This window comes from Bacillus sp. URHA0034 (genome assembly GCF_056280405.1).
In genome coordinates, this window is sequence record NZ_JBWCDK010000002.1 from 102186 (window position 1) to 120169 (window position 17984).

The following is a 17984-nucleotide window of genomic DNA, read 5'->3' on the forward strand; positions in this document are numbered from 1 at the left end:
GCAATTTATGATTTCCTTATCTAGTTGCTGGGGTCGTTTTTTTCTTTTATCCTATCTATTTAACTGTGTCACTTTGATTGGCTTGTTTTCCTTGCTTACTTTGATGATTTCCCCGATAATACTCATGGCGATTTCTTGGGTTGTTTCCGAGCCAATCTCCAATCCGATCGGAGAATGAACCTGCTCCAACTGTTCTGGTGTGATTCCTTCCCTTTTTAATTTTTCAAATATGGTAATGACCTTGCGCTTGCTGGCAACCATTCCAACATAAGCAATTGGAAATTGCAAGGCGGTTTTTAAGACAATCTCGTCACGGTCTTTTGTCACAATGACTACATATGATTTTTCATTGAGGTTGGCGGCAAGCATGGCCGTGCCAATATCTTCATCTACAAAAAGATTGGTTGCATTAGGAAAGCGTTCCTTCGTACAATATCCGACACGATCATCGACAACACAATATGGATATTCCAAAAAATCAGCAAGCTTTGCTAGTGCTAAGCCTAAATGACCCGCTCCAGCCAAAACGAGTTCAGGCCTGCTTTTATAGACTTCAATAAACACCCGCAACGTGCCGCCACAGTTCATTTGAATTCCGTCTTTTGCCTGTTTATTTAATTTGTATTCAACGATTTTTGATTGACCGATCTGGATGGCCTTTACACTATCTTCGATCACATAGTGTTCAGCCAAGCCCCCGCCGACCGTGCCTTCAATCGTCCCGTCACGGTAGACAATCATTTTTCCAAGATGCCTGGGAGTGGAGCCTTTGGATTCAATAATCATGGCTAGTGCAAAGGTTTCATTTTGACGGTTTAGCAAGGCCACTTTTTCCATCAGCAACATGAATTGCTCCCTCCTTTTGTAACGATTAGCTCGGTTGATATTGCTTCATGTTAAGGAAATAACGTAAAAGATTTAAGGCGACTGTTTTTCTGTAAATTGCCGTGGAGCGCTGATCGTCGATTGGTTGAATGATTTTATCGAAGTCTGCAACAACCTGAGCGATGTCTGCAGCTGCTAATGGTATTGTCTTACCAAGCAGCTTCTTCTCAATATCAACGGCACGAACCATCGTAGGTCCGACCGCCCCAAACGCAAAGCGAACATCATCGATTCGAGCACCCTTTATCCGGATATATCCGGCAAACGATACTTTGGCAATCGCATCTGCGTTGCGGTTGCCAACTTTCTCAAAAACGACATGAGCCTCTTCTTCTAAGATGGACGGCAAGATAATTTCAGCGAGAATTTCATTTTGGTTCCGCCCGACCTTTCGCGGACCTTGAATAAAATCGCTGATCGCTACTACACGCTCCCCATTGACGGAGCGCAGCAACAGTTTCGCGTTGTATACATATAATAATGGCAATGTGTCACCGGCCGGCGAAGCGTTGCAGATATTTCCTCCTAATGTTCCCCTGTTTCTTATCGCGGGCGCTGCAATCGTGTTGATCGCGTTCTTTAATGGTAAGGGGATTAACGGGTCTTCGAGTAACTCACTATAGGTACAGCAGGCCCCGATGTGAACGTCCTGATGATTCTGATACACTTGTTTTAATTCAGTAAGATGATCAATAAACATAATCGGCTTAGGAATTTTCGGAGCTACTCCCCTTCGACTTTTGTGAAGAACCATGACATCGGTGCCACCGGCCATGATGGCACAGTCCTCTTTGTTCAATTGGCTTAACGTTTGGTCTAAACGATCGAAGCGATACGCGGTTATTTTTTCTGCCATAGGCCATCACCTTTATTTGCTGCTAGATTAATTGCATCCACAATCATATTGTAGCCAGTACATCGGCATAGATTTCCGGAGATCCCTTCTCGAATTTCGGCTTCTGAAGGATGAGGGTTTTGGGATAGTAAAGCGGCACTTGCCATGACCATCCCTGGAATACAGTAACCGCATTGTACCCCTCCGGCAATGGAATAGCTTTCATCTAAAATTTTGAATTGTTCCGTTTCCATGATCCCTTCGATTGTTTCAATATCGGCTCCTTCTATCGCGCCAATCGGAATCAGGCAGCTGTTTTGCAGGAGACCATTCACAAACACACTGCACGCTCCGCACTCACCTTCTCCGCAGCCTTCCTTTGTCCCGATTAACTTAAACTGATCTCTTACTATATCTAGTAATCTTGTTGTGGCCGGGGCATCCGTTTCTACCGTTCTTCCATTAAGGGTGAATTTAATCAACCTTCTTCACCTTCTCTCATCCACAGACTTTCCAATATGACTTCAGGTGTAATCGGAATTTGTTTAAAAGCAGTTTGCAATGCATCCTCGATCGCCGCTTGGACTGCTGGAGCGCCGCCGATTAACGTTAATTCACCTGCGCCCTTCGCCCCGTATGGACCATCTGCATAGGGGTTATCAAAGACCTTGCTTTCTATTGGAACCACGTCCAATGAAGTCGGTGGTCCATAATCCGAGATGCTTTTTTGTTGGATTCTGCCTTGCTTGGAGGTCATCTTTTCTAAATAACCGTACGCTAACCCTTGCGCCAAACCTCCGTCTATTTGGCCTTTCATAATCCGTTCATCGATGACCTTCCCCACTTCATAATTGCCATATACTTTTTCCAACTTTACATTTCCCGTTAACGTATCCACTTCTACTTCGACGATATTCACGCCCCAGGAATAAGCCGGATAGGCGTCTCCCGTGAAGGTTTTTTCGTCCCAAGGAATCATTTCACGGTGAACATAGTTCTCCACCACTTCTTGTTCCACCCCTGGCTGCCACTGGTCCTTCAATTTCTTAGCGGCGCGTTCCAGTAATTTGCCGACAATCATCGTCGTCCTTGAGGCAACAGTCGGGCCGGAGTCGGGAACCTCTTTTGTATCGGGATTCGGATACACAACTCTGTCAAACGGGAGGTCGAGTTCTTTGGCGACAATTTTACTAAGTGTTGTATAAATACCTTGTCCCATATCAGAATTGGAGATTTTTAGATATACCAAGTCGTCCTTTGATTTCACCAGCTTCACTGTTGCTTTAATATGATCTCTTTCACCGCTGCCCGTAAATCCGCAGCCGTGGAGAAACAGCGAAGTTCCGATTCCTTTTTTATAGCGATGGTTTTGTTGATTAAAGCTATGAAACTCCGCTTTTTTCTTTTGGTATTGTGATGAGTTGAGTAAATGCTCAATCATCTCTTCCACTAAGATTGGGTCGCGGAATTTTCCTTTCGTGATGGTGGGGTCTCCTTGTTTGACGAGGTAGTTTCGTTTATATTGAAGCGGATCGATGTTTGCTAGTTTACTAAGATGGCCCATATGGCTTTCGATTCCGGCAAAGCTTTGTGGAGCACCAAAGCCTCTGAAAGCACCGTTCGGAACAGTATTTGTTTTTAAGACATAGCCTTTTGCATGAAAATGCGGAATTTTATACACACCGGCACTGTTTAGTAAGGCACGCTGCAACACGACAGAGCTCAATCCCGCGTTCGCTCCGCCATCGAGAAAAACGTCCACACACATACTTAAAATATTCCCTTCCTGATCAAGGGCTGTTCGATAGTTGAGTTTGGCCGGATGCCTTTTCGTCGTCACCACCATATCCTCAGAACGGTCGAACACAAGCATCACCGATTTTTTAACTGCTCTTGCAGCAACGGCTACGTGACATGCCATCATCGAAGGAAACTCTTCTTTACCGCCAAAACCTCCGCCGGTTGGGCTTTGAATCACTCTGACTTCATCGTCGCCACAGGCTAAAGCACTTAGCAATGCATTTTTTATATAATAAAGACATTGCATCGATCCCTGGACGATAATTTCATCATTGTTATAAATAGCGAGCATTCCTTGTGGTTCAAGGTAGACATGCTCCTGATAACCTGTATCATACTCTTCCTCGATGATTTGATGGGCTCCCTGCTCGACAGCGGAGATGATTTCCAAGCTATCCCCAAATTCATAGCTTGCCATGGTCACTCCAGATGCTGATTTTTGCTGGATTGCTTCGTCCAACGTGTAAATAGCCTGATGTTCTTCAAATTCTATCTTTACTTGATTTAACAAACTATATAGGATATCCAGATCTATTCCAACGAGAATGAAAATCGGCTCGCCTATATAATTGACCCACTCATTGGCAAAAATGGGCTGATCTTCTTTAATAATTTTGACATAATTGGGTCCGGGGATATCCCCTGCTCCCACCGCTTCATATCCTTCTGGAAGTTTCGGCAATTGAATGGATCTGATTTTTCCATAAGCAATGGACGAGCGATACAAAACACCATAAACCATATTTTCCACTTTTACGTCACTAATATAGGCCAACTGTCCTGATACTTTGCCGCTATGGTCCTTTTTCGGCACTGCGGTGCTTATGTCATTTAGATTCATTGCAACAACACCCTTCGACTCATTTTTTAAAGGGACATATATTTCATAGAAACCTCTTCCTATGATTTTATAAATCTGAAAGATATTTTATGATTCTTTTTTAACTGCACGTAATGTCAAAATAAAAAAAAGCTTGGATTGCATATTCCCAAGCTTGTCTTTACTAGAATTATTGAAGAATTAACTATTTGATTGGATAGACTTGGATCATAATTTTGGTGACGTATTCTTCCTTATGATTCATTACAACTGTATCATAAGTATATTCTTCAAAAACATAATCAGCTAAGGTTAAATTTAAACGTTCCATCTCTATAAAAAGTCGTTTATATGTTTTATGTATTGTTTTCTCATCCCCAATATGATAGCCAATCAGAAAATCACCCTTTATTGCTTGAAAATACGGATATCCTTCCTTTGGATTTGGCTGCTCAATATATAAATAGCTATAATTAGAGAATTCTCCCTTTAATACTTGCTCCCGTTTTGTTATACCACCTATTGGATATCCTGAATCAAGCTGAGAAATGTTCAATTCATTAATAAAATCTGAAATGACCTCTACAAATTCTTCATCCGTTATATTTTCGATGTTTCTACTTAAATAAAGTGTTGCTTCTGGTAATTGTTCGAGCGTAATTTGGTCAAAATCAAGTTGTGACGCTTCTTCCATTAAGGCGATTTTTGCCTCGATCATTTTTTCCTTCCTGTCAATCTCCTGACGCATTTTCACAATCTCTTCTTTTTTTTGATACATTAACGATAAAAATTTTTCAGGAGATTTATTCTCCATGTATTGTTGAATATCATTCAGCGACATACCCAAATCTTTTAATAGATCAATAACAAAGAATAGCTCTATTTGGCGAATTGAATAATATCGGTAACCTTTTTCATTTTTCAATACAGGTGACAAAAGCCCAATTTGATCGTAATAAAAAAGGGTCTGTTTGTTTACTTTGCAAAGCTTTGCAAATTCACCAGTAGTTAAATATTTTCCATTTTTTTTGTTCATTTTTTACAACACCACCCTTGACTATATAGTTACTATATACACTACGATTAGGATTGTAAACAAATCATAAAAAACAAGGTAGTTGGGTTTGTAAAGGAGAATTAAGAAGATGAAGACTCATAAAGTCACTTTAAGTTTATTATTAATGAATTTATTCATTGCATTTTTGGGAATCGGTCTCGTCATTCCAGTCTTACCTACGTTGATGAATGAATTAGGCATAACGGGGACAACAATTGGTTATTTAACGGCAGCCTTTGCGATTGCTCAACTGATTGTTTCACCATTTGCAGGGAAAGCAGCCGATCAATTCGGCAGAAAAATAATGATTGTCATTGGCTTATTTATTTTTGGCATTTCAGAACTTTTATTTGGAATGGGCAGAGAAATCGAAATGCTATTTATTTCTCGTATTTTGGGTGGAATTAGTGCTGCGTTCATTATGCCAGCTGTTACCGCTTTTATTGCTGATATTACAAATTTGGATACCCGCTCGAAAGCACTCGGGTTTATGTCAGCTGCAATTAGTACCGGATTTATTATTGGTCCAGGTATTGGTGGCTTTTTAGCGGAATTTGGAACACGGATACCCTTCTTCTTTGCAGGAGCACTTGGCACCATTGCGGCGATACTTTCTATTTTTTTATTATCTGAGCCGAATCGTCAAGAAGATCACAATGAACAAGTATCTGATGGTAGGATTCGCTTCAAACGTATTATGGCCCCAAAATATTTCCTTGCGTTTATTTTAATTTTTATTGCCTCATTTGGTTTAGCAGCTTTTGAGTCGTTCTTTAGTCTATTTGTCGACCATAAATTTCAATTTCAACCATCCGATATAGCCCTAGTGATCACAGGTGGTGCCATTTTTGGTGCCGTTTCACAAGTCCTATTATTTGATCGGCTTACACGTATTTGGGGTGAAATTAAACTGATTCGCTATAGCTTAATTTTATCAGCCTTACTTGTCTTTTTAATGACGGTTGTTCATTCATATTTGTCTATATTACTTGTTACATTTATTGTTTTTGTAGGATTCGATTTATTCCGGCCAGCCGTCACTTCATACCTTTCAAAAATCGCCGGGAACGAACAAGGATTCGTTGGTGGAATGAACTCGATGTTTACAAGTTTAGCGAATATTAGTGGACCCATTATAGGGGGATTATTATTTGATCTAGATATTAGCTACCCTTACTACTTTGCAACTGTGATCCTAACTCTGGGAATCGTGATTACATTGTTTTGGAAGAAGCAAGCATCTTATTCTTCCAACAAAGTGAAGGTTAGTGCAGCTAATCAGTCAATTTAATGGATAGACGAAAATTGAGAAACGTTTTAAGGGAAAGGGAGTTATAGTTGAAGAATGGGGATTGATGCCGCAATCATTAAAAAAGACAAAAAAAAAGAGCATTTAGCTCCTGCTCCGTGGTATCAGCCCCATCCTTCGCTAACACCGGTGATAACCCCACTCGTTATCCAACCACCTTTATTATAATTGCAAACGCTTACAATTTCAATCATTTTGCACTTTTGGCATGATAAAAATATTCTTACAAAACCATCTAGAGTAATGGGGAGGAGTGGAGAAACAGGTAAAGAAATGACTATTTTCCAATACACAAACGAAAATATCGAGGTATTTATGAAGTAAAATAATCTATGGCTATTTGATAATCCTTCTGGGTATCAACATCCATGATGACCCCCGGGTCATCTACATTGATATATTCCTTTTCGAAACCGTTAAGGACCACACGCAAATTACTTTCTGGAGGAGTATTAAGGATTTTCTGTTTCACTTCACTTGATAATTTGATGGGGTGACCACCTTTAAAATGGTAACTGGGAATCACTACGTTCCCTTTGTGTTCTGCAAGTAGCTGTACGGTCTCTTTTTTAACCAGCGGACAATCTCCGGGTGTTATAAAGAAAGTCGGTGCTTTTACTTCGTTGCAGCCCTTTTGAATAGAAGTAAACATTCCCTGGTTAAAGTGTTCATTGTAAACAAATTTTATCTCAAATGAATAGGTATTTTTATCGTTGATTTTTGTCATTTCCGCTTGGATCATTTCCGCTTGAAACCCAGCGACGACGATGATCCTGCTGCATAACCCTTCAAATTTAGAAATCGTTTGCTCCAACACGCTCATTTTCCCCAGTGGCAAAGTCATTTTAAAGGCATTTGCTCGGCTGGAATATCCAGCAGCTAGTACGATTGCTTCCATATTTGTCACCCTCTTCACATTATCATTTATCTACATTCTATTTTAAAGATTTAACTTTAATCCAGCATTATTAAAAATCCTTATCGACTATTAAACCTACATACGGCTATTTTATAATTTTAAAAATTATCATTTCTTTATTAGAAAAGGATGTCCATATTTTAAAGGACACCCTAACTAATTTTGAATTAACAATTTTTTTCATTGATAGCCCGATTACTTATTCTGCGCCAACAAGAGTCCAATCCTGAAGGTTATTATGGAATCCGAATATCTTAGGCCCTCCAAATTGTACTTGTTTGGAAATCGCTTCAAAATCATAATCTGAATAAAGCGAAATGATTGGAACATCTTTTTCCCAAATTGCTTGAAGCTCATAATAAATTACTTTTCTCTTATTTGGATCTGCTTCTGATTGTCCTTTTAACAGCAGCTCATCTGACTTTGGATTATCATATCTCATAAAGTTATAGGAACCAGCTTTACTATAAAGAGTTGATATTTCTGGATCCAAATTGAATGTAAAGCCCATTAATAACAAATCAAATTCACCGGCTTTTCCTTTTTGCATAATCGTCGGGAAATCGTAAGTTGTGACTTTAACCTTAACTCCTGCGTCCTTTAGGTTCTGGGTAATAATATCCGCAGACTGTTCACGGACTTTATTACCGATTGGGACTACTAATTGAAGGGTACGGTTAAAGTCCCAGCCAGCTTCCTTCAATAATTGTTTTGCTTTTTCTGGATTGTAGGTGAATTTTTCTAAATCGTTATTCAGGTAAGGGCTAACCGAAGTATACGGCCCATCTACTATTTCCCCTTTTCCCTTTAATAGTTTATTTACAAACTTTTCACGGTCCAGGGCATAAACAAGCGCTTGACGAACTTTGGCATCTGTTATCTTTGTAGTATTAAACATCATTGTTTGAAAACCAATCGTTGGTTCCACCTTCGTTTTTACATTGTTAAACTTTTCAACCGTTTCATAATCTTGAGCCGGGATCTTTCCAATTCCTGCAGCAACATTCATATGGAGCTCTCCTGTTTGAAGTTGGGCCACTAGGTTGGGGGCCGGCATAATTTTTACAAACAGGCTATTCGTCTTTGGTTTTCCTAAATAATAGTCTGGATTGCTTTTAAATTCGACATATTGATCCTTTTTATATTGCACAAACTGGTACGGTCCATTTGTAACCGTTGGTTTCATAAAGAAAGGGTCTTTTGCTAAATCTGCTGGCGCAACCTTCTCTAAGACATGTTTTGGCAGAATCATCAATTTTGAGCCGAGTTGCTCCTTAATCATATTCGGATCAACTGGTGATTTGGTTTTAAATTCAAGGGTATGTTCATCGATAATCTTGACCGAAGGAATTTCAGCTTGTCCCTCTTTCAATTTACCTGTATCATCGAGACCTTCAAGAACAGAAATATAGGTGCCGACCGTGGTTTCTACCTTCGGGTTTGCAATTAAGTTAAAGGTAAATGCGGCATCCTCAGCTGTAACCGGCTTTCCATCAGACCACTTTGCATTCTTATTCAGCTTGATCGTAAACGTTTGATTATCGGTCGTTTCAAATGAATCCGCCAATTTTGGGACAAACTCTTGCGGCCCTGTCATTTCTAAAAAGGAGTCAAACATAAACTTTTCTATAAAACTAGATGCAATGTCGGGGGAACCAATCGTGCTAAAGTTAATCGGCGGGTTAACCATTCCCAAATACATGGTTTTGTTGCCTGAACCATTAGAAGCATTAGAAGAAGTAGTTGAACTTTTGCCTGAACATGCTGTTAAAACCAATGATAAGACGATAGCAGATAAACTTAATGTTTTCTTTAAATAACCCATAATGTCCCCCTAATTATTCTATTTTTTTAAACATTATTTTAAATTTTTCGGATCCATTGCATCGCGCAAACCGTCACCCATAAAATTAATCGATAAAACTGCTAACAGAATCATTAAACCAGGTGGTAACCATAACCAAGGCTGGGTGGCTAACACGGTTAGCGATTGGGCTTCATTCAGCATATTTCCCCAGCTTGCTGTTGGCGGCTGTACTCCCATTCCAAGGAAACTTAAGGAGGCTTCTAATATAATCGAAGAAGCGATTCCAAAGGTGGCATTCACTAAAATCGGTGCTAAACAGTTTGGCAAAATATGTTGAAAGAGAATCTTCCAGGAAGGCAATCCTAATGCCACCCCCGCTTTCACATAATCCATCTCTTTAATCGTCAGGACACTTCCCCGAACGATACGAGCAACCGACGGCCAGCCTAATAATCCAATGACAAGAATAATATTAAGAAGACTGGGTCCCATGATACTGACAAGGACAAGGATCACCATAAGATAAGGAAAGGACATAAACACATCCGTTAGACGCATAATGATCATATCCACCCATTTTCCAAAGTATGCAGCAACAGCACCGAGGATCGTGCCGATTACGACATAAATAGCAACCGCTCCGATGCCCACAGCCAAGGAGACCCTTGATGCATAAATCAATCTACTTAACAAATCCCGCCCCACTTGGTCTGTCCCCAATATATGCTCGCTTGAGGGCTGATCTGCAAATTCCCCGTTAACAACGTAAGGACTCTGAGGTGCCAATAGGGGAGCGAATAATGCCATTAAAACAATCAAACTGAAAACTATTAGTCCAAAAACGGCTAGTTTATGTTTGAAAAACTTTTTTCTGATGACTCTTAAATAGCTTTCTTCTTTTCCCCGCTCTTGCTTTACGTCCAGGTTCGGATCATTTGCTACCGGTATTCCTGCCATTTTAGTTACTAGAGACACCTTAACCTCCTCCTTTCGAAAATTAATTGTACTTAATTCTTGGATCAGCAACTGAATAAAGGATATCGGTAATCAGATTTGAGAAAAGTACCATGAAAGCTGCCAAAAGGTTAATCGCCATTAACACAGAATAATCGCGTGAACCGATGGATTGGATGGTTAATTGTCCAAGTCCAGGCCATTGAAATATTTGTTCTGTGACAACGGCTCCCCCGATTAAAAGAGGGATATCCAAACCAATGATTGTTATAATCGGGATGAGTGCATTTCTCAACGCATGTTTATTAGTAACAATAAATTCTCCTAAGCCTTTCGCTCTTGCTGTCCTTAAATAATCCTGTCCGTGTACTTCGATCATACTGGACCTTACATAGCGGACCATACTTCCTGCGATTCCTGTCCCCAGGACGATAGCGGGCATAATCAAATGCGATAACGTATCCGTAAATCCCCCAGTACCGCCAAGTGTATTCATGCCGCCAGTCGGTAAGATCTGAGACATAATCGCAAAGACATAAATCGCACCTAAACCCATAAAGAAGTGTGGAATGGAAACGCCAAGAAAAGAAAAAGTAGTCGTCAAATAATCGATCCATGAGTATTGTTTTGTTGCACTTAAAATTCCGATTGGAATGGCAATAAGATAAGCAATGATTAAGGCAGAGCCCATCAGGATAAGGGTTGGACCCAATCGTTCGAAAATCATATTCGTAACGGGCTCATAGGTGGAGTAAGAGAAACCAAAATCACCTTTTAATAAATTTCCCAACCAATGCCAATATTGAATATAGATTGGATCATTTAACCCAAGAGCTTCTTTCTTAATCTCAATATCAGCCGCTGTTACATCTGGACTTACATACATGTCGACTGGATTACCAGGTGCCAGATTAATAATTAAAAAGTTAAAGATCGTTACACCAAACAAGACAGGGATAGCGATCAGAATTCTTCGAATAATATACTGAACCATAGGATCCCTCCTTCCTCGTTTACCTTAATGGAAAGTGACAAGCCGTTTGATGATGAAGACCGGTTAATTCCGGGGTTTGCACACGGCAAATATCTTGTGCAATTGGACATCTTGTGTGAAAACTGCACCCTTTGGGAGGGTTGGCTGGACTTGGAACATCCCCTTCCACTAAGATTCGTTCCCTGTTCCGCAAATGTGGATTGGGAATGGGGTAGGTACTAAGTAAACCTTGTGTATAGGGATGTTTCGGTTTCTTAAAAATATCTTCTGTTTTCCCAAGTTCAACAATTTTCCCTAAATACATGACGGCGATCCGATCACTAATATATTTCACCGCACCTAAACCATGGGCGATGAACAAATAGGTCAACTGAAACTCTTTTTGCAAATCCTTCATTAGATTCAAGACCTGAGCCTGTATAGACACGTCCAAGGCAGAAACAGGTTCATCACAAATGATCAGTTTCGGATTTAACATAAGCGCTCTGGCAATACCAATACGTTGCCTTTGACCACCGGAAAATTCATGAGGATAACGGCTTCGATGCAGCTTTGTCAATCCAACAATTTCAAGCATCTCATTTACTTTTCGGTCCACCACTTCTTTATCTGCCAGTTTATGGGCGAGCAGTGGTTCTGAAAGAAGATCTCCGATCCTCTTTCTCGGATTTAAGGATGAATAGGGATCTTGAAAGATCATTTGCATTTTTGTACGGGTTTTTCTCAGTTCAGATCCACTGATATCGGATAAATCCGTGCCCTCTAAAATGACTTTCCCCTCAGTAGGAGGGTCCAACTTTACAATGGCCCGGCCCGTAGTCGATTTGCCGCAACCGGATTCTCCTACAAGCGAAAGGGTTTCTCCTGGATAGAGGCTGAAATTCAAACCATCGACCGCTTTTACATGTCCAACCGTCCGGGGAATAATTCCTTTTTTAATAGGGTAATATTTTTTAAGATTATGAACCTCCAACAACGGTGCATCAGGCACTGTTTTTATACTATCCTGGATCGCCTCAACCGTTGAAATACTCATACTTGAACCTCCTCGGTCGATTTCGTTTTGGACAAAAGCTCATCTTCTTCCATTAACCAGCATCTGACTTTATGAACTTTTTCCTTATTAATAGAAGAAAGAGGAGGCTTTTCATTCAGACATTTTTCTGTAGCATATGGGCACCTTGTGTTGAACCTGCACCCCTTTGGCATTTCCTGTAAGGTTGGCACAATCCCGGGAATAGAATAAAGCCGTTTATGCTCTTCATATTCAAGATGAGGAATTGACTCGATTAATCCTTTTGTATAGGGATGCTTCGGTTCATCAAATAAGGTAAACACATCCGCTTCTTCCACCACTTGCCCCGCATACATTACAAGGACTTTATCTGCCATCTCAGCAATCACGCCCAAATCATGGGTGATTAACATAATGGCTGTATCCGATTCTTCTCTCAGTTCCTTCATTAATTCTAAAATTTGTGCTTGGATGGTCACATCAAGTGCTGTCGTCGGCTCATCGGCAATGAGCAGTTTTGGTTTACAAGACAGGGCCATCGCTATCATGACCCTTTGTCTCATTCCTCCTGATAATGCGTGCGGGTATTCATTCATCACGTCTTCAGCCCGTGGGATTTTTACTTGCTTCAGCATTTCGATTGCATATGCTGAAGCATCCTTCGTACTCATTTTTAAGTGAAGCTTGATCCCTTCAATCATCTGGTTACCAATTGTATAAACAGGGTTTAGGGATGTCATGGGTTCCTGAAAAATCATCGAGATCTGATTCCCGCGAACCTGTCTCATTTCGGCCTCTGTTAACTTATTTAATTCTTTTCCATTGATCTTGACCGAACCATTTTTTATGTAACCATTTTTCCCTAGCAATCTCATAATCGACAAGGATGTAACACTTTTCCCGCAGCCAGATTCACCTACAATCCCAATCGTTTCTCCCGGCTCCAGATTGAAAGTAACTTCGTCAACCGAAATCAATTCGCCTTTTTCAGCCATAAAAGCGGTTTGTAATTTTTCTACCTCTATTATTTTGTTGGACATCTTCTCACCCCTTATCCTGCTTAAAATCAGGTAAATTCTAAACTTTCTAACTTGCCTTTAATAAGCAGGTTCCTCGAGAATCTGTTCCGCGTTCTTTACCGTATATTGATGAACGATGCTTAATAGTGCTTTTCCAGCATATATCATCGCTTTTTCATCGAAATCAAACTTTGGATGGTGATGTGGGTAGGAGGCTCCTATTTCTTCATTCCGGGCACCCGTATGAAAGAACATACCTGGTTTTTCCTGCAAATAGTAAGCAAAATCTTCAGCTCCCATGATCGGGGTCATTTCTACCAGCATCCCTTCATCTAATGTATTTTTGATTGTATCTTTAAAAACTTGCGTTTCTCGGTCATGATTAAACAGGGCCGGATAACCGTTGTTATATTCAATTTCGTATTCTGCATGGAAGGCGGAACATATCCCACTGACCATCGATCTAAACTCTTCCTCGATTTGAACTCTTACGTCTTTGTCAAACGATCTGATGGTTCCGGTTAATACGGCGGAATCCGCGATGACATTCGATGCATTTCCTGCATGGAAGGAACCGACTGATACAACGGCGGAATTTTGTGGATTCACGCGTCTGCTCACGATGTATTGGAGCTGGTTGATGATTTGTGCACCGATTGCGATAGCATCAATGGTCTCATGCGGTGAGGATCCATGACCTCCCTTACCTTGAATCTTGATTTTAAAGGCATCTGCTGCAGCCATTGTATAACCGCTTTTCACTAAAAAAGTACCAAGTGGTGCACCCGATGCTAAATGTGTTCCAAAAACCGCATCTACTCCATCTAAACAACCATCCTCGATCATCGCGATCGCTCCGCCCGGTGCTAATTCTTCAGCATGCTGGTGAAGAAGCACGACATTTCCGGATAACTGTTCGCGCTTCTCACTTAACACCTTTGCAACCCCTAGTAACGTTGCGGTATGGCCATCATGACCGCATGCATGCATGACGCCAGGTACTTTGGATTTATAAGGAACTTCCTTTTCATCCTGAATGGGAAGGGCATCAAAGTCTGCTCTAAGGGCAATGGTTTTCCCCGGCTTCGCCCCTCTAATCAACCCGACTACCCCTCTTCCGCCAACACTAGTTCTTACTTCAATACCAAAATCAGACAAAATTTCTGCAATTAACTTTGGTGTTTCCACTTCCTGGAATGAAAGCTCCGGGTATTCGTGCATATGCCGTCTCCACATCACCATCTGCTCGTACATTTGTTCCAACTGAAAATGCCAATCCTTAATCACAAAAATTCCTCCGTTTCCATTTTTTGAGGTTACTAGATTACATTTGATGTTACTTAAATTAACATGTAATCTATATGTCCCTGAGTATAATGAAGAATCTTCCAAGCGTCAATCTACTTTTCTGACAATTTAGAATATTAAAATTATAAAATAAGCGCTTTCTTTCCTTTTCTTTTCATAAAGTAAACGGTTTCTATCTTTCTGGAAAATTCCGTGTTAGTTTTTCTTCCATATAATAAAAAAGCAATGTTCTCTTAATCGAGAACATTGCTTTCTTTTAATACAGGATTATTTTATGCCTTCTAGTTTCTCCTTTGAAGCGTATAACGCAGCTGGGAAGCCTAGAAGCATATAAGCCATATGAACGATCCCATCTTCAAAATCTTGCAGTCTGATAGATTCATTTGGTGCATGTGCCTTTGATCCTACCCAGCCCACACCTGTGCTAACGATCGGCAGCTGAAGCTGTTTACCGAATTCAAACATCGGACCTGTACCAGCAGAGTTAGGAGCTAAAATACCTTCCTTTTTGTAAACTTCTGTGGCCGTCTCCATTACATGGGAAATAAACGGATGACTAAAGTCAGACCGGTAGGCCTTTTGTCCATTTACAAGCGTGGCTTCTATATCATTAAATCCGTGCTTTTCTAAATGCTTTTGAATACAGGTAAGGATATGATCCGGATCTTGACCAGGTACCAAACGACAATCCACTTTCGCCTTGGCCACTTTAGGAAGAACGGTTTTCGCCCCTTCTCCGGTATATCCACTTATTAATCCACAAATGGTCATGGTTGGATGTAAGACCATTGCTTCCCTAGGGTCTTGTCCTTTTGCTGCTGTAATAAGCGGCCTTTTTAATCCGTATAGGTTGTTAACAGCCTCTTCATTGAACGGCAGGGCACGAACAGCCTGTTTTACGGGTTCGGAAGGCTCCTTAATCCCGTCAAAGAAACCTTCTACTAAAATTTCATTTTGTTCATTTTTCATAGAAGCAAGTGCCTGGATTAATCTCCATGCCGCATTATCTACATACGCACCCACAGAAGAATGCATATCGATCTCTGCACCAACACAATTGAGCTCTAAATAGGCCATTCCCTTTATTCCAGCAACCATGCTAATTCTGTCTTGTTCGTCTTTTCCGCCAAATTCCCAAATACAGGCGTCGGCCTTAAAGTGATCACGATATTTTTCAAGGTACGGTGTAAGATTCGGCGAACCTATTTCCTCTTCGCCTTCAATTAAAAACTTAATGTTGCAGGGCAATCCTCCCTGTGTCTTTTGTAATACCTTAATGGCCGTTAATCTAGCAACCAAATCTCCTTTATTATCGGCAACCCCTCTACCGAATAATTTCCCTTCCCTAATCGTGGGCTGAAAGGGTTCAGAGATCCATTCATCAAGCGGTTCGGGTGGCTGCACATCATAGTGGTTATAAAAGAGCAAAGTTTTCGTCGAATCGCCCTTATTTCCTGCTGGAAAAAAACCATGAATGACGGGGTTGCCGCCTAAATCATCAAGAATCTTAGCTTCTCCTTTTGCCTCTTCAATCATTTTCACAACAAAATGGACCGTTTCTGGAATGGCTGAATTTTGTGCAGAAATAGTCGGGAATGTTAAATATTCTTTTAACCATTCGAGAGCACTGGAAATAGATTCTTTGGTTTCATTTCTTAAATCCGTTAGATTTTCATTATTCATAAAAAATCTCCTTTCGGGAACTAGTAATATTATTTTTATAAAAACAAGATTTCTAAATAGATGGGACAGGTGGTTTTAGACCATCTGGTAATGGAGACACATAGCCCCCTTTATGTTTTATTTCGTTCCTGAATTCATCTTGTGCCTTGGCTACCAAATTAGGATTTTCTATTAATTCCACAACACTTAGTCCTATCACCTTTGCGGCTGTTATCATTCCTTTTTGGCCAATGGTGGAGCCAACGGCGACAACATTTTGCCATGAATGTCCGGGTGTCCCAATTGGGGCACATGCCGTTGTAAATTGTGCAGTTGGGATAGTCCATGAAACATCAGCGACATCTGTAGAACCAGACATACATTTTCCTTCATCGTAAGGTTCGATCACTTCATCATGCAAAATTTTGTCTAGCAGATTATTAGGGGCAGCCGATGTTTTTACAACTACTTCCTTCATTCCATGATCAAAGGAATCGGTCAGTTCTTTTGCTAGTTTCATATCCTGTTCATCAAAGGATGGAGCCCCCACTTTTTTCAAGTTATTCAGTAAAACTTGTCCTAGAACTTTATTCGGGAGCATATCATAACATCCTGTAATAAAGTCAATATTATATTCCGTTCCAGTCATTAAGGCGGCACCTTTAGCAATATTGATCAATTTCTCATAGGTTTCGACCACTTCTGAACGGTGTGGTGCCCGTATGTAATACCAAATCTGAGCCTTGTCTGGAACGACATTAGGTGCCCCTCCGCCATTTGTGATCGTTGAATGAATCCGTATGGGATCGATTAAATGCTCACGTAAAAAATTGACGCCAATATCCATTAGTTGAACAGCCTTAAGAGCACTGTTCGCAGCTTCTGGATTGGCAGCAGCATGAGCCGATTTCCCATAGAAATTAAATTTGACCGAATTCATCGCTAAAGAGCGGCTTGCCCATAATGAATTCAATGAATTTGGGTGCCATGTTATACTAACATCTGCATCGTCAAAAACATGATCCCTTGCCATAAAGACCTTTCCAACAAGGGTTTCTTCCGCAGGACAGCCATAAAATTTAATCGTTCCAGGAATCCCTTCTTTTTCCAGCCATTTCTTAGCCGCAATCGCCCCTCCAGCCGCAGCCACGCCATAAATGTTATGTCCACATCCATGCCCGCTTGCTTCTGGGATAATCGGCTCTTTTTTTGCTGCCAGTTTTTGAGAAAGACCTGGTAATGCATCATATTCACCTAATATTCCAATGACAGGCTTCCCTTTTCCCCAGGTCGCAACAAATGCGGTTGGCATATCTGCGACACCCATTTCAATGGAAAATCCCTCTTTTTCTAGCTTGTTTGCTAACAATTTCGAGGATTGATATTCCTGGAGTCCAAGTTCGGCATAATTCCAAATTTTTGTTGACCAATCGATTAATTCCTCTGCATGTTCATCTACCCATCCTGTTACCACATTATTTACTTTCACTGGTTCAATGAATTTCGTCATCTTTTCATCTCCTTCATTAGGTCAAAATTTCATATCCGAAAATTCTTCGGATTGGTTGGGGTAATGATATTGGTTTAGCAGCTTCAAACT

Annotated in this window: 15 protein-coding genes; 1 reads left to right on the forward strand and 14 read right to left on the reverse strand. The window is 40.6% G+C overall.

What is annotated here, in order from left to right; translation table 11 throughout:
• Positions 1 to 51: 51 nt before the first annotated feature.
• From ACZ9EE_RS02765 to ACZ9EE_RS02785, 5 genes are all read right to left on the reverse strand, one after another.
• Positions 52 to 846: an XdhC family protein gene (locus ACZ9EE_RS02765; RefSeq protein ID WP_476025159.1), complete on the reverse strand. Its 795-nt coding sequence runs from the start codon at positions 844 to 846 to the stop codon at positions 52 to 54.
• A gap of 25 nt (positions 847 to 871) precedes the next feature.
• Positions 872 to 1741 carry an FAD binding domain-containing protein gene (locus ACZ9EE_RS02770; protein ID WP_476025160.1) on the reverse strand — a complete coding sequence of 290 codons (870 nt, stop codon included), beginning with the start codon at positions 1739 to 1741 and terminating at the stop codon, positions 872 to 874.
• Positions 1726 to 2202 carry a (2Fe-2S)-binding protein gene (locus tag ACZ9EE_RS02775; RefSeq protein WP_476025161.1) on the reverse strand — a complete coding sequence of 159 codons (477 nt, stop codon included), beginning with the start codon at positions 2200 to 2202 and terminating at the stop codon, positions 1726 to 1728. The genes ACZ9EE_RS02770 and ACZ9EE_RS02775 overlap by 16 nt, the downstream gene beginning before the upstream one ends.
• On the reverse strand, positions 2199 to 4361 hold the full coding sequence (locus ACZ9EE_RS02780; protein WP_476025162.1) for a xanthine dehydrogenase family protein molybdopterin-binding subunit: 2163 nt from the start codon (positions 4359 to 4361) through the stop codon (positions 2199 to 2201). Before ACZ9EE_RS02780 ends, ACZ9EE_RS02775 begins: the two co-directional genes overlap by 4 nt.
• 184 nt (positions 4362 to 4545) lie before the next feature.
• The gene (locus tag ACZ9EE_RS02785; protein WP_476025163.1) at positions 4546 to 5376 is read right to left on the reverse strand and encodes a MerR family transcriptional regulator; all 831 of its coding nucleotides are present in this window, start codon (positions 5374 to 5376) and stop codon (positions 4546 to 4548) included.
• A gap of 109 nt (positions 5377 to 5485) precedes the next feature.
• Here ACZ9EE_RS02785 and norA point away from each other — a divergent pair, with 109 nt between their 5' ends.
• Complete coding sequence (gene norA, locus ACZ9EE_RS02790) at positions 5486 to 6688, forward strand: multidrug efflux MFS transporter NorA (protein ID WP_476025164.1); 1203 nt, start codon at positions 5486 to 5488, stop codon at positions 6686 to 6688.
• Positions 6689 to 7019: 331 nt separating this feature from the next.
• Here norA and ACZ9EE_RS02795 read toward each other — a convergent pair whose 3' ends face one another.
• The 9 genes from ACZ9EE_RS02795 to ACZ9EE_RS02835 form a co-directional block, all read right to left on the reverse strand.
• The gene (locus ACZ9EE_RS02795; protein ID WP_476025165.1) at positions 7020 to 7604 is read right to left on the reverse strand and encodes a nucleotidyltransferase family protein; all 585 of its coding nucleotides are present in this window, start codon (positions 7602 to 7604) and stop codon (positions 7020 to 7022) included.
• A gap of 220 nt (positions 7605 to 7824) precedes the next feature.
• Positions 7825 to 9450, reverse strand: coding sequence for an ABC transporter substrate-binding protein (locus tag ACZ9EE_RS02800; RefSeq protein WP_476025166.1), 1626 nt, complete (start codon positions 9448 to 9450; stop codon positions 7825 to 7827).
• Positions 9451 to 9483: 33 nt separating this feature from the next.
• Positions 9484 to 10389, reverse strand: coding sequence for an oligopeptide ABC transporter permease (gene opp4C / locus ACZ9EE_RS02805; RefSeq protein ID WP_476032834.1), 906 nt, complete (start codon positions 10387 to 10389; stop codon positions 9484 to 9486).
• Between the two features lie 40 nt (positions 10390 to 10429).
• Positions 10430 to 11380, reverse strand: coding sequence for an ABC transporter permease (locus ACZ9EE_RS02810; protein WP_476025167.1), 951 nt, complete (start codon positions 11378 to 11380; stop codon positions 10430 to 10432).
• A 19-nt stretch (positions 11381 to 11399) separates the two neighbouring features.
• Positions 11400 to 12416, reverse strand: a complete 1017-nt coding sequence (locus ACZ9EE_RS02815; RefSeq protein ID WP_476025168.1) for an ABC transporter ATP-binding protein — start codon at positions 12414 to 12416, stop codon at positions 11400 to 11402.
• On the reverse strand, positions 12413 to 13435 hold the full coding sequence (locus tag ACZ9EE_RS02820) for an ABC transporter ATP-binding protein (protein ID WP_476025169.1): 1023 nt from the start codon (positions 13433 to 13435) through the stop codon (positions 12413 to 12415). The genes ACZ9EE_RS02815 and ACZ9EE_RS02820 overlap by 4 nt, the downstream gene beginning before the upstream one ends.
• A 57-nt stretch (positions 13436 to 13492) precedes the next feature.
• The gene (locus ACZ9EE_RS02825; protein ID WP_476025170.1) at positions 13493 to 14701 is read right to left on the reverse strand and encodes a M20 family metallopeptidase; all 1209 of its coding nucleotides are present in this window, start codon (positions 14699 to 14701) and stop codon (positions 13493 to 13495) included.
• A gap of 288 nt (positions 14702 to 14989) precedes the next feature.
• Positions 14990 to 16405 (reverse strand): M20/M25/M40 family metallo-hydrolase, encoded by a 1416-nt coding sequence (locus ACZ9EE_RS02830; protein WP_476025171.1) that lies wholly within the window; start codon positions 16403 to 16405, stop codon positions 14990 to 14992.
• Positions 16406 to 16457: 52 nt separating this feature from the next.
• Positions 16458 to 17894, reverse strand: a complete 1437-nt coding sequence (locus ACZ9EE_RS02835; RefSeq protein ID WP_476025172.1) for an amidohydrolase — start codon at positions 17892 to 17894, stop codon at positions 16458 to 16460.
• Positions 17895 to 17984: the final 90 nt, after the last annotated feature.